The 21,170-nt window shown below is 66.4% G+C and carries 17 protein-coding genes; 8 read left to right on the top strand and 9 right to left on the bottom strand.

The annotated features are described in order from the left end of the window. Positions 1-104: 104 nt before the first annotated feature. A complete protein-coding gene (locus ACKVMH_RS00930; RefSeq protein WP_412698898.1) occupies positions 105-701 on the bottom strand; it encodes a DUF421 domain-containing protein in 597 nt (198 codons plus the stop codon). A 172-nt stretch (positions 702-873) separates the two neighbouring features. Here ACKVMH_RS00930 and acs point away from each other — a divergent pair, with 172 nt between their 5' ends. After that, positions 874-2,841 (top strand): acetate--CoA ligase, encoded by a 1,968-nt coding sequence (gene acs, locus ACKVMH_RS00925; protein ID WP_412698897.1) that lies wholly within the window; start codon positions 874-876, stop codon positions 2,839-2,841. A gap of 15 nt (positions 2,842-2,856) precedes the next feature. Here acs and ACKVMH_RS00920 read toward each other — a convergent pair whose 3' ends face one another. From ACKVMH_RS00920 to ACKVMH_RS00890, 7 genes are all read right to left on the bottom strand, one after another. Beyond that, positions 2,857-3,324: a hypothetical protein gene (locus ACKVMH_RS00920; protein ID WP_412698896.1), complete on the bottom strand. Its 468-nt coding sequence runs from the start codon at positions 3,322-3,324 to the stop codon at positions 2,857-2,859. A 143-nt stretch (positions 3,325-3,467) separates the two neighbouring features. Then, entirely contained in the window at positions 3,468-3,635 is a 168-nt protein-coding gene (gene rpmG / locus ACKVMH_RS00915; protein WP_203225050.1) for a 50S ribosomal protein L33, read from the bottom strand. 10 nt (positions 3,636-3,645) lie between these two features. Beyond that, positions 3,646-3,882, bottom strand: a complete 237-nt coding sequence (gene rpmB, locus ACKVMH_RS00910) for a 50S ribosomal protein L28 (protein ID WP_215218983.1) — start codon at positions 3,880-3,882, stop codon at positions 3,646-3,648. Between the two features lie 264 nt (positions 3,883-4,146). Then, on the bottom strand, positions 4,147-5,103 hold the full coding sequence (locus tag ACKVMH_RS00905; RefSeq protein ID WP_412698895.1) for a ParB/RepB/Spo0J family partition protein: 957 nt from the start codon (positions 5,101-5,103) through the stop codon (positions 4,147-4,149). After that, positions 5,100-5,909, bottom strand: a complete 810-nt coding sequence (locus ACKVMH_RS00900; protein WP_412698894.1) for a ParA family protein — start codon at positions 5,907-5,909, stop codon at positions 5,100-5,102. Before ACKVMH_RS00900 ends, ACKVMH_RS00905 begins: the two co-directional genes overlap by 4 nt. 178 nt (positions 5,910-6,087) lie before the next feature. Further along, a complete protein-coding gene (rsmG, locus tag ACKVMH_RS00895) occupies positions 6,088-6,756 on the bottom strand; it encodes a 16S rRNA (guanine(527)-N(7))-methyltransferase RsmG (RefSeq protein ID WP_412698893.1) in 669 nt (222 codons plus the stop codon). Positions 6,757-6,764: 8 nt separating this feature from the next. Beyond that, on the bottom strand, positions 6,765-7,361 hold the full coding sequence (locus ACKVMH_RS00890; protein WP_412698892.1) for a 4'-phosphopantetheinyl transferase family protein: 597 nt from the start codon (positions 7,359-7,361) through the stop codon (positions 6,765-6,767). An 84-nt stretch (positions 7,362-7,445) separates the two neighbouring features. Between ACKVMH_RS00890 and ACKVMH_RS00885 the strand changes: the two genes are divergently transcribed. The 3 genes from ACKVMH_RS00885 to ACKVMH_RS00875 all read left to right on the top strand — a co-directional run bounded on the left by ACKVMH_RS00885 (position 7,446) and on the right by ACKVMH_RS00875 (position 11,365). Further along, a complete protein-coding gene (locus tag ACKVMH_RS00885) occupies positions 7,446-8,807 on the top strand; it encodes an AMP-binding protein (RefSeq protein ID WP_412698891.1) in 1,362 nt (453 codons plus the stop codon). A 162-nt stretch (positions 8,808-8,969) separates the two neighbouring features. Then, positions 8,970-9,239: a GlsB/YeaQ/YmgE family stress response membrane protein gene (locus ACKVMH_RS00880; RefSeq protein WP_412698890.1), complete on the top strand. Its 270-nt coding sequence runs from the start codon at positions 8,970-8,972 to the stop codon at positions 9,237-9,239. 257 nt (positions 9,240-9,496) lie between these two features. Beyond that, positions 9,497-11,365 (top strand): DUF885 domain-containing protein, encoded by a 1,869-nt coding sequence (locus ACKVMH_RS00875; protein ID WP_412698901.1) that lies wholly within the window; start codon positions 9,497-9,499, stop codon positions 11,363-11,365. 620 nt (positions 11,366-11,985) lie between these two features. Here the strand turns inward: ACKVMH_RS00875 and ACKVMH_RS00870 are convergent. Further along, positions 11,986-14,682, bottom strand: coding sequence for a TonB-dependent receptor (locus ACKVMH_RS00870; protein WP_412698889.1), 2,697 nt, complete (start codon positions 14,680-14,682; stop codon positions 11,986-11,988). Positions 14,683-14,997: 315 nt separating this feature from the next. Here ACKVMH_RS00870 and ACKVMH_RS00865 point away from each other — a divergent pair, with 315 nt between their 5' ends. The 4 genes from ACKVMH_RS00865 to ACKVMH_RS00850 all read left to right on the top strand — a co-directional run bounded on the left by ACKVMH_RS00865 (position 14,998) and on the right by ACKVMH_RS00850 (position 20,964). After that, entirely contained in the window at positions 14,998-17,574 is a 2,577-nt protein-coding gene (locus ACKVMH_RS00865; RefSeq protein WP_412698888.1) for an alpha-amylase family glycosyl hydrolase, read from the top strand. A 751-nt stretch (positions 17,575-18,325) separates the two neighbouring features. Further along, positions 18,326-19,393 carry a hypothetical protein gene (locus ACKVMH_RS00860; RefSeq protein WP_412698887.1) on the top strand — a complete coding sequence of 356 codons (1,068 nt, stop codon included), beginning with the start codon at positions 18,326-18,328 and terminating at the stop codon, positions 19,391-19,393. 390 nt (positions 19,394-19,783) lie between these two features. Next, on the top strand, positions 19,784-20,224 hold the full coding sequence (locus ACKVMH_RS00855) for a DUF7832 domain-containing protein (RefSeq protein WP_412698886.1): 441 nt from the start codon (positions 19,784-19,786) through the stop codon (positions 20,222-20,224). A gap of 113 nt (positions 20,225-20,337) precedes the next feature. Further along, positions 20,338-20,964, top strand: a complete 627-nt coding sequence (locus ACKVMH_RS00850; protein ID WP_412698885.1) for a hypothetical protein — start codon at positions 20,338-20,340, stop codon at positions 20,962-20,964. Positions 20,965-21,170: the final 206 nt, after the last annotated feature.

Here is a 21,170-nt window from a genome sequence, read left to right as displayed (position 1 = left end):
CGCCGCATTCGCGCGGCAGGACGCGGACCACGACGGCACCCTCGACGCCGCCGAACTGGCCGCACCGCCGCGCTGACCCGCCCGGCGGGGCCGGCGCGCAACGCCTACCGCGTCCCGCCTTCGCGCTGCGGGACAGCGTGGTTGTCCGGGTCGAGCACGTACGCCAGCAGGTCCTCGTCGTCGGGCTCGCAACTGTCATCGAGGAACACGCTGATGTCGCCGGTGACCTCCAGCACCGCGCAATGCACCTGCGACAGCGAGCGGGCGCCCTTCATGCGCAGCTCGGCATACAGCTCGCGGCGGGTGGTGCGCTCCTTCTTCAGTGCGTCGAAGTCGACCTGCCCGTCGCGCACGAGCACCCGCGGCCGCGACTCCATGTAGTCCCGCACGTGCCGCGAATGCTCGGCGAGCGTTTCCAGCGCAATGGTCACCAGGGTGACGCCGACCAGGATCAGCGCGGCGTAGGCCAGCGGGACCGAGGGATACAGCAACGCGTCGCCGGCAGCCGAGCCCAGCGCGATCAGCAGCATCTGCTGCATCGGGCTGAGGTCGCGTTGGCCGCGCTTGCCCATCAAGCGCATGACCAGCATCAGGATCGCGAAGATCACCAGGATCTTGAACGCGATCTCGAGCATGTAGAGCTTCGGCGGCAGCCCGAGCAGCAGGCGGTCCCAGTCGAATACGCGGATATCGGTTTCCATGTCCTGCCCCTTGTTGCGATTGCCGTAGTTGAGGCAACCGCCGGGCAAGGACGGGTGACGGCGGTGCCCGCGCACTGGCCAGGTCGCGTCACGCCCGCGGTCGCGGGATGTAGCAAACTGGCCTTCCGGCCGCCGCCGCGCGGCCGGTGCCTGCCAGCCACCGGAGCGCGCCATGAACCCACCCGCCACCGTCTACCCGGTCAAGTCGGCGTTCGCCGCCGAGACCCGGATCACCCGCGACGAATACCAGCGCCTGTACGCGCAGTCGCTGCAGCAGCCGGATGCGTTCTGGGGCAAGGTGGCCGAGCGGCTGGACTGGATGAAGGCGCCGACCCGCATCAAGGACACCAGCTTCGAGCTGAAAGACTTCCGCATCCGCTGGTTCGACGACGGCGAGCTCAACGCCAGCGTCAATTGCCTGGACCGGCACCTGGAAACGCGGGGCGACAAGACCGCGCTGATCTTCGAACCCGATTCCCCCGACGCGCCGGCGCAGCGCATCAGCTACCGCGAACTGCACGAACGCGTCTGCAAGCTCGCCAACGCATTGCGGGCACTCGGCGTGGGCAAGGGCGACCGGGTCACCATCTACCTGCCGATGATCCCCGAGGCCGCGATCGCGATGCTGGCCTGCGCGCGCATCGGCGCGGTGCACATGGTGGTGTTCGGCGGCTTTGCGGCCAACTCGATTGCCGACCGCGTGTCCGACAGTGGCAGCAAGCTGATCATCACCGCCGACGAGGGCCTGCGCGCCGGCCGTAAGGTCGCGCTCAAGGCCAATGTCGACGCCGCGCTCAAGCTGCCCGGTACCAACAGCGTCGAGACCGTGCTGGTGGTGCGCCACACCCGCGCCGCGGTCGACATGCAGATGCCGCGCGACCGCTGGTACGACGCCGTGGTCGACGACCAGCCGGTGCAATGCGAGCCCGAGCGCATGAACGCCGAGGACCCGCTCTTCATCCTCTACACCTCCGGCAGCACCGGCAAGCCGAAGGGCGTGCTGCACACCACCGGTGGCTACCTGGTCTACGTCAGCTACACCCACGAGGCGGTGTTCGACCTCAGGGAGGACGATGTCTACTGGTGCACCGCCGACGTCGGCTGGGTCACCGGGCACAGCTACATCGTCTACGGGCCACTGGCCAACGGCGCCACCGCGCTGGTGTTCGAGGGCGTGCCGACCTGGCCCGACGCGTCGCGTTTCTGGCAGGTCATCGACAAGCACCGGGTCACGATCTTCTACACCGCCCCGACCGCGATCCGCGCGCTGATGCGCGAAGGCGAAGGCCCGGTGCAGGCAACCTCCCGCAAGTCGCTGCGGCTGCTCGGCACGGTCGGCGAACCGATTAACCCTGAGGCGTGGCGCTGGTATTACGAGGTAGTCGGCGACAGCCGCTGCCCGATCGTCGACACGTGGTGGCAGACCGAGAACGGCGGCATCCTGATCTCGGCCCTGCCGGGCGCGACCGACCTCAAGCCCGGCTCGGCGACGTTGCCGTTTTTCGGCGTGCAGCCGGCCATCGTCGATACCCACGGCAAGCGCATCGAGGGCGAAGGCGAGGGCAACCTCGTGATCCTCGATTCCTGGCCCGGCCAGATGCGCACGGTCTACGGCGACCACCAGCGTTTCATCGACACCTACTTCCGCACCTACCCGGGTACCTACTTCACCGGTGACGGCTGCCGCCGCGACGCCGACGGCTACTACTGGATCACGGGCCGGGTCGACGACGTGATCAATGTCAGCGGCCACCGCATCGGCACCGCCGAGGTCGAAAGCGCGCTGGTCTCGCACGACAAGGTCGCCGAAGCCGCGGTGGTGGGATTCCCGCACGACATCAAAGGACAGGGCATCTACGCCTACGTGACCCTGATCGCCGGCGAGCAGCCGAGTGAGGCGCTGCGCGCCGAGCTGGTCAAGCACGTGCGCGCCGAGATCGGCCCCATTGCCGCCCCCGACCACCTGCAATGGGCGCCGGGCCTGCCGAAGACGCGGTCGGGCAAGATCATGCGTCGGATCCTGCGCAAGATCGCCGAAGCGGGCTCGTCAGAGCTGGCGCCGGACCAGCTCGGCGACACCAGCACCCTGGCCGACCCGTCGGTGGTCGACTCGCTGGTGCAGGAGCGCCGCGTGCCCTGAGCCGCCCGGCGGCGGTCACTCCAACGCGAGGGGCTGTCCCTCTGGCAGGGCAGCGGTAAGCCAGTCGACGGCGCCGCCGCGCATGCCTGTCGCGGCCAGCTGTTCGCCACGGCCGGAGCCATCGCACGGGCCGAGCCGGGCGTCGGCCGTGACCAGGCCATGCAGGGCGATCTGGGCAGGCACGTCGCCGAGCCGGTGCGCCTGTTCGTGCAGCGCCACCACTCGCGCGATGGCCGGCTTCCGCTCGTCGCGCGCCAGCGACAACACCAGCTCCACCAGGCCCATGCGCAGGTCGGTCATCCACCGGTCGGTCCCCAGCAGAGGGCGCGCCTGCCGCAGGTACGTGGCCCCGCCACGCCAGTCACCCACCGCCGTGCGACTCTCCGCCAGGCCAAGCAGTGCATGCCCCTGCAGCCACCGGTAGCCGGTGCCCTCCAATGCGTGGGCAGCCTCGCGGTGCAGCGCGGTGGCTTGCTCGTGCAAGACATTGCGATCCAACAGGTAACCCAGTTCGATTGTGTTGCCCCATCGGTCCGGGGAGGGCGGCAGGGGGATTACCCCTCCGGAGGGCACAAAAAAACCCGCCGTGCGGCGGGTTTCCTTGTGACTCGAACAAGCCGGAAGGCTTACTTGATCTTGCCTTCCTTGTACATCACGTGCTTGCGAACGACGGGATCGTACTTCTTCATCTCCATCTTGTTCGGCGTGTTCTTCTTGTTCTTGTCGGTGGTGTAGAAGTGGCCCGTACCGGCCGAAGAAATCATGCGGATCTTGTCGCGCTTGCCTGCCATGATTCAGTCCTCCTCAGATCTTTTCGCCGCGTGCGCGGAGATCGGCGAGGACGGCGTCGATGCCGTTCTTGTCGATGGTGCGCATGGCGTTGGCGGAAACACGCAGCTTGACCCAACGGTTCTCGCTGGCGACCCAGAAGCGGCGCTCGTGGAGATTGGGCATGAAGCGGCGGCGGGTCTTGTTCATGGCGTGCGAGACGTTGTTGCCGGTCGTCGTTCGCTTGCCGGTTACTTGGCATACACGGGACATGTGCACCTCGAAAGGTAGTTGGTGCTTCCCTTGGCCAGGGAGGCGGCGGCCCCGCCGGTGCACGGACTCCCGTGACGGCGCGCGATGCGGGTGGTGGATCCGCCACGGGGCGGCTGCTGGAACCGGGTGGCCCGGAATCGCGCTTCCGGGTGCCGCCCTGCCGGCCCGCAAGGGCGGCTGGACACAGCGAGCCGGGCATTATCTTAGGTTTTTGCCGCTGGGGCAACCGTGGCGCGCGTACCTCGCGCGGCGGCCCGGCAGCGCTCAGCCCGCCTCGCGGCGGAGCTTCTCCAGCACGCCTTCCAGCGAGTCCAGGTCGCTGTAGTGGATCACCAGGCGGCCCTTGCCACCGCGGCCGTGCAGGACGTTGACCTTGGTGTTCAGCGACTCCGACAGCTCCCGCTCCAGCGTCACGATGTCGGCCTGGGGCTTGGCCTTGGCCGGCTTGGCGCGCTTGCCCTCCGGCACCCGGCCGAGGGCGAACTGCTGGGCGCGGTGCTCGACCTCGCGCACCGACCAGCCATGCTCGGCCGCGTCGGCGGCAAGCTTGCTGGCCAGCTCCGGCGAGAGCGTCAACAGCGCGCGGGCGTGGCCCATCTCCAGCCGCTTGCTCTCGACCAGCGCCCGGATCGCCGGCGGCAGCTCCAGCAACCGCAACAGGTTGGACACCGCCGCGCGTGACCGGCCGACGGCCTCGGCTGCCTGTGCGTGGGTCAGGTCGAACTCGTCGATCAGCCGCTGCAGCGCGGTGGCTTCTTCCAGCGGGTTGAGGTCCTCGCGCTGGATGTTCTCGATCAGCGCCATCGCGACCACGGTGCGGTCGTCGACCTCGCGTACGACCACCGGGATCTCGGTGAGCCCGGCGCGCTGGCTGGCGCGCCAGCGGCGCTCGCCGGCGATGATCTCGTAGGTCCGCGAACCGCGGTTGCCGTCGCGTACCTCGCGCACGACGATCGGCTGGATCACGCCCTGGGCGCGGATCGATTCGGCCAGTTCGTCGAGCTTCTCGTCATCCCAGTGCTTGCGCGGCTGGTACTTGCCCGCCGTGAGCGCGTCGATCGGCAGATGGTGCAGGGTGTCGCTGCCGGTCGCTTCCAGCGCCGGCGCGTCGGCGGCGGCCTTGGGACCCAGCAGGGCCTCCAGTCCGCGGCCCAGCCCGCGTTTCTTCGCCCCACCGCCCTTGGCCGGCGGCTTGGCGATGCTGCTTTCGTCTGCGCTCATGCGGTGGCCTCCTGCGGCTGCTGCGGCGCGGCTGGCTGCTGGCGCTCGCGCTGGCGACGCAGGACCTCGCCGGCGAGCCCGAGGTAGGCGATGCCGCCGCGGCTGGCCTTGTCGTAGCCGACGATGCTCTGGCCATGGCTCGGTGCCTCGGCCAGGCGGACGTTGCGCGGCACGATGGTGCGGAACACCTTGTCGCCGAAATGGTGGGTGAGTTCGGCCGACACCGCGTTGGCGAGGTTGTTACGCACGTCGAACATGGTGCGCAGCACGCCCTCGATCTCGAGCGCCGGGTTGAGGTTGTCCTTGAGCGCGTCGATGGTGTCGAGCAGCGCGCTGATGCCCTCCAGCGCGTAGTACTCGCACTGCATCGGCACGATGATCGAGTCGGCCGCGGTCAGCGCGTTGAGCGTCAGCAGCGACAGCGCCGGCGGGCAGTCGATCAGGATGAAATCGTAATTCCCCGCAATCGGCGCCAGTGCCTGCTTGAGTCGCTGCTCGCGACCGTCGGCGCCCATCAGGCGGATCTCGGCGGCGGTCAGGTCGATGTTGCCCGGCAGCAGGTCGAAGTCTTCCGGCGCGCGCACGATCGCGTCGGCCGCGACGGCCTCGCCGAGCAGCACTTCGCAGACCGAGGTCTCCAGCTCGCGCTTGTCGACGCCGCTGCCCATGGTCGCGTTGCCCTGCGGATCGAGATCGACCAGCAGGACCTTGAGCGGCGTGCGCGCGAGTGCGGCCGCGAGGTTGACCGCGGTGGTGGTCTTGCCGACCCCGCCTTTCTGGTTGGCGACGGCGATGATTCGGGCCATGCGGCTCGTCCCCTGGTCTGTGGGCTTGCGGGTGTACGCAGGACGGCGCGCGGCGCCGGTCGGACACGGGATTATGCCCGCCTCGGCCGGGGCTTGCCCGAACAGGGCCGGCCGACGGACAGGGGGCTCGGCCGGCGTGACCGCCGTCACGACCCGGACGCTTGGCCGGCGGTCGCGATCAGTCGGTGTCGCGGCCGACCACGACCAGGTGGCGCTCAGCCGCCAGCCCGGGCACCTGCAGCGGATGCGAACCCAGTGCAGTCCAGCCGTGCGGTAGCGCGGCGATCTCATCGGCGGGATGCACGCCCTTCATCGCCAGCAATCGGCCACCGGGCTTGAGCAGGTGCCCGCCGAGTTCAACGATCAACGGCAGCGTGGCCAGCGCCCGTGCGGTGATCGCATCGAAGCGGCCCGGTTCGTCAAGCGCCTCGATCCGGCTCTCGGCCACGCGCACGTCGGCCAGGCCGAGCTTGCGGACCGCCTCGCGCATGAACCGCGCCTTCTTGCCGTTGCTCTCGACCAGGGTCACGCGCAACTGGGGCCGGGCGATCGCAAGCGGGATGCCGGGCAGGCCGGCGCCGGTGCCCAGGTCAGCCAGGGAACCACCAGCCGCGGCAATGTCGGCCACGTACGCGTGCATCGCCAGCGAATCGAGCAGGTGCTTGTCGACCATCTCGCGCGGGTCGCGCACGGCGGTCAGGTTGTAGGTGCGGTTCCAGCGCACGAGCAGCGCGAGGTAGTCCAGCAATGGCGTGGCGAGCGCCTCATCGAGCCCAAGGCTTCGCAGGCCCGGGACGAGGTGGGCGTGCAGCTGCGTGCGCAGGGCGGGTGGGAGCGCGTCGTTCATCCGGGCGATTATGACGTGGCAGGCGCAGCCATCGGCCGCCGCCACGCCAGCGCGCCGACGTAGCCCGGCGCAGGCTCCAACAAGGTGAGCGCCCATTCGCCCGGCCGGCCCAGCGCAGGGTCGCAGTCCACCAGCCGGATGTGCTCGCCGTCATCTTCCAGGCGCAGGCGGTCGAGTCCGAACGACAGCCCGTGACCGTGCGCCTTGAGCACCGCTTCCTTGGCGCACCACAACCGGGTAAAGGCGGTCGGACGCGTCTCCAGCGGACAGCTCTCGATCCAGTCGGCTTCGGCGGGGTGGAAGAAGCGCCGGGCCAACGCCGCCGCGCGCGGCCGTGGACCCAACCACTCCAGGTCGATGCCGACCTGCACGCTCGTGCCGAGCGCCACGACCAGGCCGTCGCCGCTGTGGCTCCAGTTGCAGTCGGTCAGATCGAACGGTGCGCCGAGCCGTGGCCGCCCGCGTCCGTCGCGCAACAGCGGCAGCGTGTCCGCAGTGCCACCCAACTGTTGAGCAAGCCACTCGCGCGCCAGCGGCTCGGCCTTGGTCCCGCGGGGCAGCGGCAGGAAGACCCACAAGGGAGGCGGAGGCGCAGACAGGGACATGAAGGCTCGGTTGGCGCGGGGCCTGCGCGCAAGCGTAAGCTAATCCCCAGGGGGCGGCCCGGCCGCAGGAACACGAAAACAACAATGTCTGCGGTTATCGACACCACGGCCGCGCAGTCGGCCATCGGAACGCGCGCGGCGTTGACCGCGGGCGCCGGCGATCGTGCGATCGCCTTCGACGCGCGTGGCGACATCGCGCTCGAGCGCTTCCACCGGGAGGTCCGCGGCGTCGCTGCCGCGCTGCCGGAAGCGCCTTACGCCATCAACCTGTGCGAGGACCGCTACCGGTTCCTGGTCGCATTCTGCGCGGCCGCGTCGCGCGGGCAGGTCACCCTGCTGCCGTCCTCGCGGGCGGCGGCCGTGGTCGACGAGGTGATGGCCGGGCATCCCGGCAGCTACTGCCTGGGCGACCACCCGCTGGCACCGGTGCCGCCGCACTACACCTGCCTGCCGCCGGTTCTCCCGCAACTGGACGGCGGCCCGCTCGAGGTTGCCGCCGATGCGCTGGTCGCGATCGGCTTTACCTCCGGCAGCACTGGCCAGCCGACCGCCAACCGCAAGCACTGGGCCTCGTTCCAGCGCAGCACCGCGCAGAACCTTGCCGCGCTGGCGGACCTGCTCGACCGGCATGGCAGCACCCACGTAGTGGCCACGGTGCCTCCGCAGCACATGTACGGCATGGAGATGTCGGTGCTGCTGCCGCTGCTCGGCCCGGTTGCGGTGCACGGTGCGCGGCCGTTCTTTCCGGACGACGTCGCAGGCGCACTGGCCGAGGCCATCACCCCCCCGCTGCTGGTCACCACGCCCGTGCACCTGCGCGCGCTGGTCGAGTCGGGCGTGGCCCTGCCGCCCCTGGCCGGCATCGTCTCCGCCACCGCGCCGCTGCCGGCCACGCTGGCGCAGGCGGCCGAGGCGCGTTTCGGCTGCGAGGTGCGCGAGGTATTCGGCTCGACCGAAACCTGCGTATTCGCCCGCCGCCGCACCGCGGTCGAAACCGCCTGGACCCTGTTGCCCGGCGTGCGCCTGGCGCCCCAGCCGGACGGCACCGCGGTGCATGCCCCGCATTTGGACCAGCCGGTAGTGCTGGCCGACCTGGTCGAGCTGCTTCCGGACGGGCGTTTCGAGTTGCGCGGCCGCAACGCCGACCTGCTGGAGATCGCCGGCAAGCGCGCGTCGCTGGCCGACCTCACCCGCAAGTTGTTGGCCGTGCCCGGCGTCGTTGACGGCGTGGTGCTGCAACTGGATGCCTGCGACGGGCCCGGCGTCCGCCGGATCGCCGCGCTGGCGGTGGCGCCGGGGCTGGATGCAGCGGGGATCCTGGCGGCGCTGCGGCGCCAGGTGGACCCGGTATTCCTGCCGCGCCGGCTGCGCTGTGTGGACACGCTGCCACGCAACGACACCGGCAAATTGCCCCGGGACGCCCTGCTCGCATTGCTGCAAACCTGAAATCCGCCTGTTCAGGCGCTCGCCCGATCAACGGGGCGGTGCCCCGCCGGATGCCCCATTCATCCCTACATCGCCGTCACGCGGGCCTATACAGACTCAAATCCGCCCCCACGCAGGGGTGCGCTCTCACCCTCTGTAACGGACCAAGGAGATACGAACATGATGGGTATCATCATTTGGCTGATCGTTGGCGGCATCATCGGTTGGATTGCAAGCATGATCATGAAGACCGATGGCCAGCAGGGCATCTTCCTGAACATCGTCGTCGGCATCATCGGTGCCTTCCTCGGTGGCTGGATCGGCGGCATGCTGGGCCTCGGCGGCGACATCAACGACGGCGACTTCAGCCTGTCGGGCCTGTTGCTCTCGCTGGTCGGCGCGATCGTGCTGCTGGCGATCGTGAACCTGTTCCGCCGCGGTCGCGTTCGCTGAACCACGCCCCGCAGCGGTACCGAGAAAGCCCGGCACGTGCCGGGCTTTTTCGTGTCCGGCGTTCGGCCCGTGCACCGGTAAACCGGGCGACCGGGCGGTTCATGCAAGGCCGGGCCGGCGCGTCGATGCGAAGATGCCGGCTGGCCCCGGAATCCGAGTCGCCCGTGAACCTCCGTCACTCCGTCCTGTTNCGTTCGGCCCGTGCACCGGTAAACCGGGCGACCGGGCGGTTCATGCAAGGCCGGGCCGGCGCGTCGATGCGAAGATGCCGGCTGGCCCCGGAATCCGAGTCGCCCGTGAACCTCCGTCACTCCGTCCTGTTCGCCTGCATCACCGCCGCCCACCTCGCCCTTGCCGTGCCGGCCGCCCGCGCCGATGCGACGACCGCCACCGCCGCTCAGGCCGCCGCGCCCAGTGCCGCCGACCACCGGTTTACCGACATCCATGAGCGCGAGTGGGCCTGGCGCAAGCAGCAGTTCGGCATGGCCGACGAGGACAGCGATGCCGACGATGCCCGCCACACCCTGCCGTCGGTGACGCCCGCGACCCAGGCCGCGCGCCTGGCGATGTGGGAGCGCGTTCTGGCCGAACTGGACACCATCGACCCGGCCGCGCTGTCGCCGGAGAACCGCATCCACTTGGCCGTGTACCGCCCCCAGGTCGAGAACCTCGCCGCCGAGGTGCGCTTCCGCGGCTACGAGATGCCCTTCAATTCCGACTCCTCGTTCTGGTCGAACCTGGGGTTCATGGCGCGCGGGGATTTCGACTCGGTGGAGGACTATCGCGCCTACATCGATCGCTTGGCCGACGTGCCGCGCTTGTTCGACGAGCACATCGCCAACATGCGCGCCGGGCTGGCGCGCGGCTTCAGCGTGCCGCGGGCGGTACTGGACGGGCGCGATGTGTCCATCGCCATGGTCGCCGAACTGGAAGACCCCACGCAGTCCGGCCTGTACAAGCCGTTCGAGCGCCTGCCCGCCAGCATCCCCGCCGACGTGCAGGCCAACCTGCGCGCGGACGCGAAGGCCGCAATCGCCGACCGCGTCGTGCCCGCACACCGCACGCTGTTGAAGTTCTTCCGTGAGGAGTACGTCCCCAACGCGCGCACCACCCTGGGCGCCTCGGAAATGCCCGACGGCGAGGCGTACTACCGCCAGCAGATCCGCGAATACACCACCCTGGAACTGACGCCCGACGAGATCCATCGCATTGGCCTGGATGAGGTGGCGCGGATCCAGGCGGAGATGCAGGAGGTGATCGCGCAGACCGGCTTCGACGGTGACTTCGCCGCCTTCCTGCACTTCCTGCGCACCGACCCGCAGTTCTACGCGAAGACGCCGCAGGAGCTGCTCAACCACGCCGCTTGGATCGCCAAGCGCATCGACGCGGTCGTCGGCGACTACATCGGCACCCTGCCGCGCGCGCGCTTCACCATCGTGCCGGTGCCGCCGGAGATCGCGCCGTTCTGGACCGCCGGTCGCGGCGGCAACAACACCTACTGGCTCAACACCTACGACCTGCCCTCGCGCCCGCTGTACAACTTGCCGGCGCTGACCCTGCACGAGGCCTCGCCCGGCCACGCACTGCAGGGCGCCCTGGCCGAGGAGCAGGACACGCTGCCCGACTTCCGCCGCGAGACCTACATCTCCGCGTTTGGCGAAGGCTGGGGCCTGTACGTCGAGAAGCTCGGTGAGGAGATGGGCATCTACGAGACTCCCTACCAGCAGTTCGGCCGCCTGACCTACGAGATGTGGCGCGCGTGCCGGCTGGTCATCGACACCGGCGTACATGCAAAGAGCTGGACCCGCGACCAGGCGCTCGCCTACCTGCGCGACCACACCGCGCTGAGCGAGCACGAAGTGACCACCGAGGTCGACCGCTATATCTCCTGGCCGGGCCAGGCGTTGAGCTACAAACTGGGCGAGCTGGCGATCGTGCGCCTGCGCGGCGAGGCCGAGCGCGCGCTGGGCGACAAGTTCGACATCAAGGCCTTCCACGACATGGTGCTGGCGCTGGGCTCGGTGCCCCTGCCGGTACTGGAAACCCAGGTGAGGGCGTTCATCGCGGAAAGCGTGGCGAAGGCGGAAGCGCCGGCTCCCGAATCACAGGGCGCGGGTGCTGGTTGACCCGAGGGTTCAAACGTCGACGTCGCCGGGTTGGGCGACGTCGAGCTGATCTTAGATGCGGCCGAGTACCGCTTCGTCGCGTGACTTAGTGATTTAGGCACTCAACGGAGCGTCGACAGAGCCGGTAACCGTCACAGCGTCCAAGTCATCAAGGATGCGCACCTGCACGTTCGCTCCATGCCTGACGGCCTCAACGCGAGCGGCTTGCATCCCTGCGCTCCACGCGTGGACCAGCGTCTTGTGGCGACGGCCGTCTGTGGGGCATCGGGTCTCATTGCCGATCTCATCCGTTATCCGAAGCTCGACTCTGTAGCCCATGGCGATTCCCCGAGTAAGTAGCCCCGGGGCTGGCCGGACTCCGCCGCATCCAATGCAGCTTCAGTAGTTGCCAGCCACCGGGGCCGCGACAGAGTCGCTCCTTGCGGAGCCGGCAGGTATCAGTAGGTATCGCGCCCTTGCGTAGGAAATTTCCTACCCTGGAAAAGTTCGCGCTTAATGTTTCGCGTGCGACCTATGTCACCCCGACGCAGCTCTCGCAAAAGAAAGCCCCGCCGGCGAACCGGCGGGGCAGTCGGGGTAGAACCTGTTCGAGTCGGGACGTGCGGCTTCCCGCTCGCACCTCAGAACTTGTAGTTCACGCCCAGCAGGTACGTGCGGCCGAACTCGAAATACTGGTGCGGGCGCTCGCTGAGGCCATCGTGGATGGTGCGGTAGGGCTCGTTCTCCAGGTTGTTGACCTGCAGCAGCAGCGACAAGTCCTGCATCGGGCCGTCCTGGAAGGTGTAGCCCAGCTGCAGGTCGGTCACCGACTCGCCGTCGAAGTACACCTTGCTGCGGTCGCCGCCCGCACCTTGCACCTCGCCGAGGAAACGCGAGCGCTTGCGGTGGGCAACGCGCGCGGAGAAGCCGAAACGCTCGTAGTACGCGGTGATGTTGGACACGTAGCGCGACAGGCCCGGCAGCGGCTCGGTGGTGCCGGGGCCGAGCGGCTCGATCTCGCTGTCGGTCTCGGAGTAGCTGGCCACTACGCCGAAGCCTTCCAGCGGAGCCCACACCAGGTCCAGTGGCACCGACACCGCCAGCTCGAAGCCGTCGAGCGTGCCGCCGTCGCCATTCATCGGCTGGCTGTACTCGCCCTGCCACCAGTTGTCCGGGAGCAGCGCCGGGTCGAAGTCCATCGGGATCGGCAACTGGCGGTAGTCGAACTCGGTGGTCTGGTTGTAGATGTAGGTCTTGAGGTCCTTGTAGAAGTACGCGGCGCTGACGTAGCCCTTGCCGCCGAAGTACTTCTCGTAGGACACGTCGTAGGCGTCGGCCAACCACGGCTCCAGTTCCGGGTTGCCGCCGCCGCCGGTGAGGATGCCGCGCTGCGCGTCATAGCCATAACCGGCATTGGCGCGCAGGTCGTCCATCCGCGGCCGCGCCATCTGCCGTGCCGCGGCGACGCGCACCATCTGGTCGGCGGGTAGTTCGAACGAGAGGTTCAGGCTCGGCAGCACTTCGGTGCTGGACGCCCCGCGGGTGGCCGCCTCGCCCAGCGCCACGCCCTGGAAGGTCGCCACGCCGGTGGAGGTCTGGTCGGCGCTGACCAGCTGCGCGCCGATATTGCCGCGCACCGGGATGGAACCCAGGTCGGTATCGATGTCGGCCTGCACGTAGAACGTCGAGACCTCCTCGTCGACTTCCCAGTTCTTGTTGGAGATGTCGGCGTGGTCCTTGCGCCACAGGTGGAACACGCCGTCGTTGAGCATCGCCAGCGCATCAAGGCCGAGCACGCCGGGCAGGCCGAAGTGGCCGAACGAGGTGTCGGTGACGTACTGCGCGGGGATCACGCCCTCGACGTTCTCCGTGCAGGCGGCAGTCATGCACAGCGTCGCCTCCGACGAGGCGCGGCTCTTGGTGCGGTCGGTCAGGTTGGCGCCGAAGTGCAGCGCGCTGACAAAGCCGGTGTCGAAGGTGCGGGTCAGGTCGATCCGCAGCGAGGTCAACGCGTCGCGCACCTCGAAGTCCTTCAGGTAACCGGCCTGGGCGCGCTCGCCACCCCAGCCACCCGGGTCGAACATGCGCAGGCCGTCCGGGTTGGTGTAGTCCTGGCCCAGGGTGAAGTCGAAGTAGCCGTTCGGGTTGTAGGCCAGGTCGACGGTGTCGCGGCCGCCGTCTGGCAGGCCGGCATACACCTCGAGGATGCGCTCGTTGCGATTGGCCGACGAATGGCCCAGGTCGGTGGTGACCGTCCAGTTGGGCGTGATCGCGATGGCCTGGTTCCAGCCGAACGCGAACATGTCGTCGTCGGCCGCGTTGTAGTCGTTGCGCACCACGATCGGCTTGACGTTCTCCCAATGGGCTTCGGTCATCGTGCCGCTGTCGTTGGTGGTGCCGCCGACCAGGGTCGAACCGTTGCCCCACACCAGGCCCATCTGCAGGCCGCGCTTGGCCTCTTCCTTGTCGAACTGCGAGTAGAAGACGTCCAGGGTGGAGTGGTACTGGTCGCTGGGCTTCCACTCCAGCACGCCCATCAGGCCGTCGCGCTGGTTGTCGCCCTCGATCGCGTGCAGGTTGGCACCGCCCAGCACACCGTTGTCGTAGCCCCAGGACTCGAACTGCCGCCCCTGGGTGGGGTTGTCCATGCGTGCATAGCCGACCGCGATGCCGACGGTGTCGTCGGCGAACTGGTCGATGTAGGAGATGCTGGCGCGGCTGCCCCACTCGTCGCTGTCCTCCAGCCGGTTCATGTCACCGCGCAGGTTTACGGCAGTGACGCGCTCGGCGAACGACAGCGGGCGCACGGTGCGCAGGTCGACCGTGCCCGACAGGCCCTGGCCCACCAGCTGCGCATCGGGGGTCTTGTAGACCATCACCTGGCTCATCAGCTCCGACGGGTACTGGTCGAACTCGACGCCACGGTTGTTGCCCAGGCTGACCTGCTCGCGGCCGTTGAGCAGCGTGGTGGAGAAGTCGCCGGCAAAGCCGCGGATGTTGATCTCCTGCGGGCGGTTGCCGAAGCGCTGCGCGGTGAGGCCGGGCAGGCGCGCGAGCGAGTCGGCGATCGACATGTCCGGCAGCTTGCCGATGTCCTCGGCCGAGACCGACTCGACGATGGAGGTGGAGGTGCGCTTTGCCTCGATGGCGTCCTCGATGCCGCGGCGGATGCCGGTGACGGTGACGCGGTCCAGCTCGGTGGCGTCGTCGGCCGGGGTGGCGGTCTCTTCGGGCGGGGCCTGCCGGTCTGCGGTCGCGCTGGCGTCCTGCGCCTGTGCGGCGGTGGCGATCATCAGCGTCGCCGTGGCCAGCGCCACGCTCAGCAGGTTGCGTTTCATGTTCAAGGTGTCCCCTCCACTACGCGGAATGCCGGTGCCCGGACATGGGCGGTTACACGCCCCGGGCCGTTCGTTCGCGCTCCGGAACGACGGCCGTTCCCCAGGCGCAGGGCGATGGTAGTCGTGTGAAACCCCGCACAAATTGCGCTGCAAACGTATTCATTGGCGCACGCGAGTTGCACCCGGCGTGCCGCAACATCGCTGTGGAATAGTGGGGCGCGCATTCATCGGCCGCATCGCGGCAGGGGCGGCCAGGTGCGATACGGACAGCGGACAAGGCGTGCGCCGGGTTTGGTGCTGGGACTGGCACTGGGCATGTGGGCTGTCGTCGCGAGCGCCTCGGCCGGCGATGGCGCACTGCACGTGCCGTCGCCGGACTGGCGCGACCAGGTCATCTACTTCGTGCTGGTCGACCGCTTCGATGACGGCGACCCGGCCAACAACGACCAGGGCGCCGGCGAGTACGACCCGGCCGACCCGTCGCGCTACAGCGGCGGCGACCTGGCCGGCGTCACCCGGCGCGTCCATTACATCAAGGGCCTCGGTGCGACTGCGGTGTGGATCACCCCGCCGGTGGCCGGTCAGTGGCTCAACCCGGGCGCCAGCTACGGCGGTTACCACGGTTACTGGGCCAGCGACTTCAGCGCGGTCGACCCGCACTACGGCACGCTCGACGACTACCGCGCGCTGTCGCGTGCGCTGCACGGGCAGGGCATGTACCTGGTGCAGGACGTGGTGGTGAACCACGTCGGCGACTGGCTCGACTGCACCGGCGATGCCGACCCCGCGCGCGACTGCCGGCTGCGCACCGACCCGCAGGGGCGCCGCGCGCCGCTGCAGCCACCGTTCGACCGCAACGACCCGGCCAACCCGGCCGAGCGCGCGGCCGGCATCTATCACTGGACGCCGGAGATCACCGACTTCACCGACCGCCGGCAGGAGCTCGATTTCGCCCTGGCCGGCCTCGACGACCTCGACACCCGCAACCCGGCGGTGCGCGGCGCCTTGCGCGCGTCGTACGGCCACTGGGTCCGCGAGGTCGGCGTCGATGCGTTCCGGGTCGATACCGCGTTCCACGTACCCGCGGCGTTCTTTGCCGACTTCCTGCACAGCGACGACGCCGACGCACCGGGCATCGCGCGCGTCGCCGCCGCCACCGGCCGCGACGACTTCCTCGCGTTCGGCGAAGGCTTCGGCAGCGACGCGCCGTTCGACGACGCCCAGGCGCGCAAGCTCGACACGTACATGCGCACGCCCGGCGGGCTGCCGTCGATGATCAACTTCCCGCTGTACGGCAGCCTCGGCGATGTGTTCGCACGCGGCGCGCCGACCGCGCAGTTGCGCCACCGCATCGAGTCGATGCTCGCACTGCACGCGGACCCGCACCGCATGCCGAGCTTCATCGACAACCACGACGTCGACCGGTTCCTGGCCGGTGGCGACGTGCCGGCGCTCAAGCAGGCCCTGCTGGCGATGCTGACCCTGCCGGGCATCCCCGTCATCTATTACGGCACCGAGCAGGGCTTCGACGATCGGCGTGCGTCGATGTTCGCCGGCGGGGTGGGCAGCGGCGGGCGCGGGCACTTCGATACCGGCGCGCCGCTGTACCGCTACCTGCAAAGCGCCATCGCCCTGCGCCGTGACCACCCGCTGTTCTCGCGCGGCGTGCCGACCGTCTTGGCCGACAACCCGGCCGCCGCCGGCGCGATTGCGTGGCGCACGGACCATGCCGGCGAGTCGGCGCTGGTGGCGCTCAACAGCGCCGGGCACGCCAGCCTGCTTGATCGCATCAACGTGGCAGCGCCCGCCGGCACGCGCCTGCGCGGCCTGTTCGGCATCGAAGGTACGCCGCCCGACCTTGTCGTGGGCGCGGATGGCCGGCTGACCTTGGCGCTGCCGCCACGCAGCGGCATGGTCTGGCGCATCGAACCGCCCACCATCGGGGTGGTAACGCCGACCAAGCCACCGCCGGCTGCGCCGACCATCGATCCGATCAAGCGCCACGGCGGCACCGCGCAACCAACGGTCACCGGCGACCTGTACCTGACCGGCACCGCCCGTCCGGGCCACGCGTTCCAGCTGGTGGTCGACGGCAACCTGGAAGCCGCAACCGACGTGCAGGCCGATAGCGACGGCCGCTGGCGCGCCACGGTCCGCACCGACGGCATGACCGACCCCGCCTTGGCGCATCGCGTCGTCGCATGGGACCCCGACAGCGGCACCGCCGGCGACGCACGTGGCTTCCGTGTTGCACTCGACTGGACATTGCGGGCCGACCACGCCGACCCGCGCGGCGACGACACCGGCCCCACCGGGCGTTATGTCTACCCGCTCGACCCCGGATGGCGCGGCCTGCACCCGGCCGACATCGAACGCGTACGCGTCTGGACCGCCGGCGGCGCCCTGCGTTTCGAACTCACCGTGCGTGGCATCAGCCACGGCTGGAACCCGGCCAACGGATTCGACCGCGTCGCATTCACCGCTTACCTGCAGTTGCCCGGTCGCGACGACGGCACCCGCACCATGCCGCAACAGCACGCCAACCTGCCGGACGGCATGCAATGGCACCGCCGGCTGCGCGCCCACGGCTGGTCCAACGTGCTGACCACCCCGCGGGGCGCCAGCGACACAGACGAAGGCACCCCAGTCACCCCGGGCGCGACCATTGCCGTCGACCATGCCGCACCCACCATTACCTTCATCCTGCCGGCGACTGCCATCGGCCAGGCGGAATCACTGGAAGGCGCGCGGCTGCATGTGACCACCTGGGATTACGACGGGGGTTATCGGCCGCTGGCTGCCAAGGCTGGGCCAATGACGTTTGGTGGCGGGGAGCAGGATGAGGCCAGGGTTATGGACGAGGTGACCGTGCTGCTCGAGGGCACGGAATGACCTGAGTGGCGGCGCCGCGGCGGCAGCGCTATGCGGCGTATTTGCAGCGGTAAGAGATACCGCCGCTGAGATGCAGCATTTCCCGGGACTTGCGACGGGTCACTATGTCGTGAGAGTGCGCTGTTGTGAGCGTCCCAAGGCTTCTGCGACGGAGTACCATCCGGAATACACCCCGTTTTTGGGGTCTACTAAGTGTTAGCCCTATGACAGAAGAAGCCTTGGTCGGACTGCTACTCAGCTTGCCAATCGGCATCATTAGCGGTCTTTACTCCAGCTTGATCGTTACCCGGTACACGCGATTCTCCGACCTTAGGAACGAAGCCTTGCGGGTTGTGAGAAGCATCAACTTTGTGGGGTACGACGAGACGCTAAACATTTCTGGCACGGATGCGGTGAAGGATCTAGCCCACGTAGCTAGCGAATTCATGTATCTGGGGCACTCCGCAGCGGGCTTGGCAGTTCGTGAGATCCACAGCGAGATCATCGGCTGCAACATTGATGCCGAGAGAGGAAATATAAAGGTGGTCGAGTACGCTAATTGGTACGCTCGCTGGCAAGAGGTTGCCCGGTCGCTATCTCCAAGCAAAAGAATATTCTGGCCTATCGGTAAACTGTAGCTGTGTCCCGGGGGCTAACAATTCGTTCAAGCCGAACTTGCTTCGTTACACCAAAGCCATGGCAGAAAAAGCTTGCCATGGCTTTGGCTCCACTACGCAAGTCGGCTTAACTCAGGCGTTAGGCCTTCCAACGTATGTCTGATGTAATCGTAAAAATTCCGCGCACGCTGACTCTTCCAACGGCGCTCAAGCTCTCCATTGATCTTGCGAAGATCGAAGGCGCGAGATCTATCACCGCCGAGTTTGGCGGCGAAGGATCAGTTGAACCCTTCGCAATGCTGTTGATATCCAGCGAACTCCAGAGGACTGCATCGAGAAACAGCGTCGAGTCCTTCACGTGCAAAAACCACGAACGAATGACCTATGCCGCAAGCATGGGATTCTTCAACGCGTTCGGGTATCACGACACTCCGCGGAAGCCAGGAGACAAGAATGGGAGCTCTCGCCATCTACCTGTCAATATTCTGAGCTGCGACGAGCTCAGAGACGAAGCCTATTCCGAGCGGACCGAAGTTGGCGACGTCGTGGAATCCAGAGCCAAGCACCTGGCTCAGATGCTGTGCGGCTCTGATTCGGGCGACTTGTTCGACACTCTCTCTTATTCGATAAGAGAAATAATTAGAAATGTTGTCGAGCATAGCGAATCCGAACAAATTGGAATCTGCGCGCAATACTGGCCAACGAAGAGTCGTGTTGAGGTCGCGATAGTCGATAGGGGAGTGGGTCTTCGGACAACACTACAGAGAAATCCACATCTCGACGTAAATAATGACAAGTCCGCCGTCAACTACGCACTAATGCCAGCGGTTTCAGGTCGAGCGTTCAAGGGGTCAAGGCGGCAGCGGGGGCCCTGGGCAAACTCCGGCTTTGGTCTCTACATGACGAGCCGCATATGTCGGAACGGCGGCAACTTCTTTATCGCAAGTGGCGATACAGGGATGATGCTTACGAAAGCGAAGGGCGGCAAAAGCTATTCATCCTGTTCGTATGAAGGAACAGCCGTTCGATTGGTCATAAGAACTGACGAAATTGGAGCGCTCGCAGACTCGCTGAAGCAATACAGAGAAGATGGTTTCGCTTTCCAGCAGAAATATCGTGAGATCGTTAACATAAATCCTTCCGCGGCTTCGCTGATGCTATCTGAGGACTTTGATATATCCTTGTGGGATAAGGTAGTGGCCGCCTTGAGAAGGAAGGCCTAACAAATCATTCAAGCCGATGCCGCTTCGCGGCACGGCTTAATTCTGGCGTTACGCGGCATGGACAGAACTTCGCGAACGGTGAAATGCGGCACTCACGGCAATGCTGGTCTTGCTTTCGTCTGCTGCCATGTGGCGTCGGAGCGCGATCGACGTCTCGGCTTCTATGAAGTCGCGCCCGACGAGGAATCACCTGAGCCACAAGGCTGGTGCGCATCCTGCGAGGAGCGCTTGATAAAGGCCGGACACTGGACTAATGAGCACGCCGAAGTTCTGGTTGTTGTCTGTGAGTTCTGTTTTGACACTATCAAGCGGCATCATCAGCGTGCCGCCTAACAATTCATTCAAGCCGACGCCGCTTCGCGGCGCAGCTTAATTCAGGCGTTAGCCCGCATGAAATACGACGACGCATCTTGGCACTACGGCGGCGACTTCCCGGCAGATCTACCGCGCGAGGCTGGCGCTACTCATACAGGCATGTTCATTGCATGGGCATTGTTGGCGGGGCTTTCCGGCGAGCTTCACACCACAGATTTCCCCGAAGATATTCCCGAGCTGACGAAGAGGTCGGTGACGCCAGGAGCGTTCTTCTTGTCTGCCTGCGACGGCAAGTTCACAGACGAGGATCTATCCGTGGAGGGCAACGCCTTCGCGAGCTCGTACTTCGACGTGGAGTCTGGAGGCTATCTTGCGGACTATGAGGAGACTCTTGGCCAAAACCTCCCTGCTGGTAGGGATAGCCTGTACCACATCGCTGATAGCTGGGAGAGCTTCGATAAGCTTAGACCTGTACTAGACCGCCGTTTAGCTGAGTGGCGTGCTCGTGCGGCCTAACAATTCGTTCAAGCCGAACTTGCTTCGCTCCACCAACAACATGGCAGGTTAAGCTTGCCATGTTGTCGGCTCCGCTACGCAAGTCGGCTTAACTCAGGCGTTAGGGCGCATTTATGGACTCTGCTGGCATTGACAAGTTACGACAAGAGCTACTTGAGAGCATCGTAAGCGACGCATTCTCGCAAGGAATAATTTCTTCAGAAGATATCTCCGGCAAGCGCCTAGCAGAGAAAGTACTAGAACTAATCAAGCATGCGCACATCGAAGTCATCATTGACCATCGAGAATCAATACTAGAGGCTGCTATCGCATACTTAAAGAAGGATCAGCCAGATTTCAGCCTTCTCGTTTTTGCAACATATTTCGAACACTCCATCAACTACATCCTTGCCACTGCATTGAGAAAGCGAAAGATTCAACAAAAAACCTTGATTGAGATCATTCGCTCATTAACGCTTGAAGCAAAAACAGGGTGGGCGTTCGAGCTATTGGAACTTCCAGTGATTAACCCAGCCCACAGAAAGGTGATTCTAGCCGTCGCCAACGAACGGAACTCCTTCGTCCACTATAAATGGAAACCAAACCCCGACGAGCCTACAGGTCATGACAAGGAGGATGCTCGCTTGACAGTGCTTCTCACCTCAGCACGGAAAAGTGTTACCTATATCCGCATGTATGAGTCACGATACATATTCGCCAAGCACAAGAAGGCAATTCGTAGTGCAGTACGTGCGCCCTAACAATTCGTTCAAGCCGAACTTTCTTCGTTACGGCAAAGGTATGGCAGAAGAGCTTGCCATACCTTTGCCTCCACTACGCAAGTCGGCTTAACTCAGGTGTTAGGCCCCTATGGTTGCTAAAGCGCTACTGGTGACAATCCTTGCAGCCGTGATCGCTGCTGGCTGTACTCGCACAACGGACTCCGCTCAGTTGATACAACTGGCGG

Origin of the sequence: Lysobacter zhanggongensis (genome assembly GCF_046638635.1) — a bacterium.
GTDB lineage: Bacteria > Pseudomonadota > Gammaproteobacteria > Xanthomonadales > Xanthomonadaceae > Novilysobacter > Novilysobacter luteus.
The sequence above is the reverse complement of the archived record's forward strand: the minus strand, read 5'-3'. Positions and strand labels throughout refer to the sequence as shown.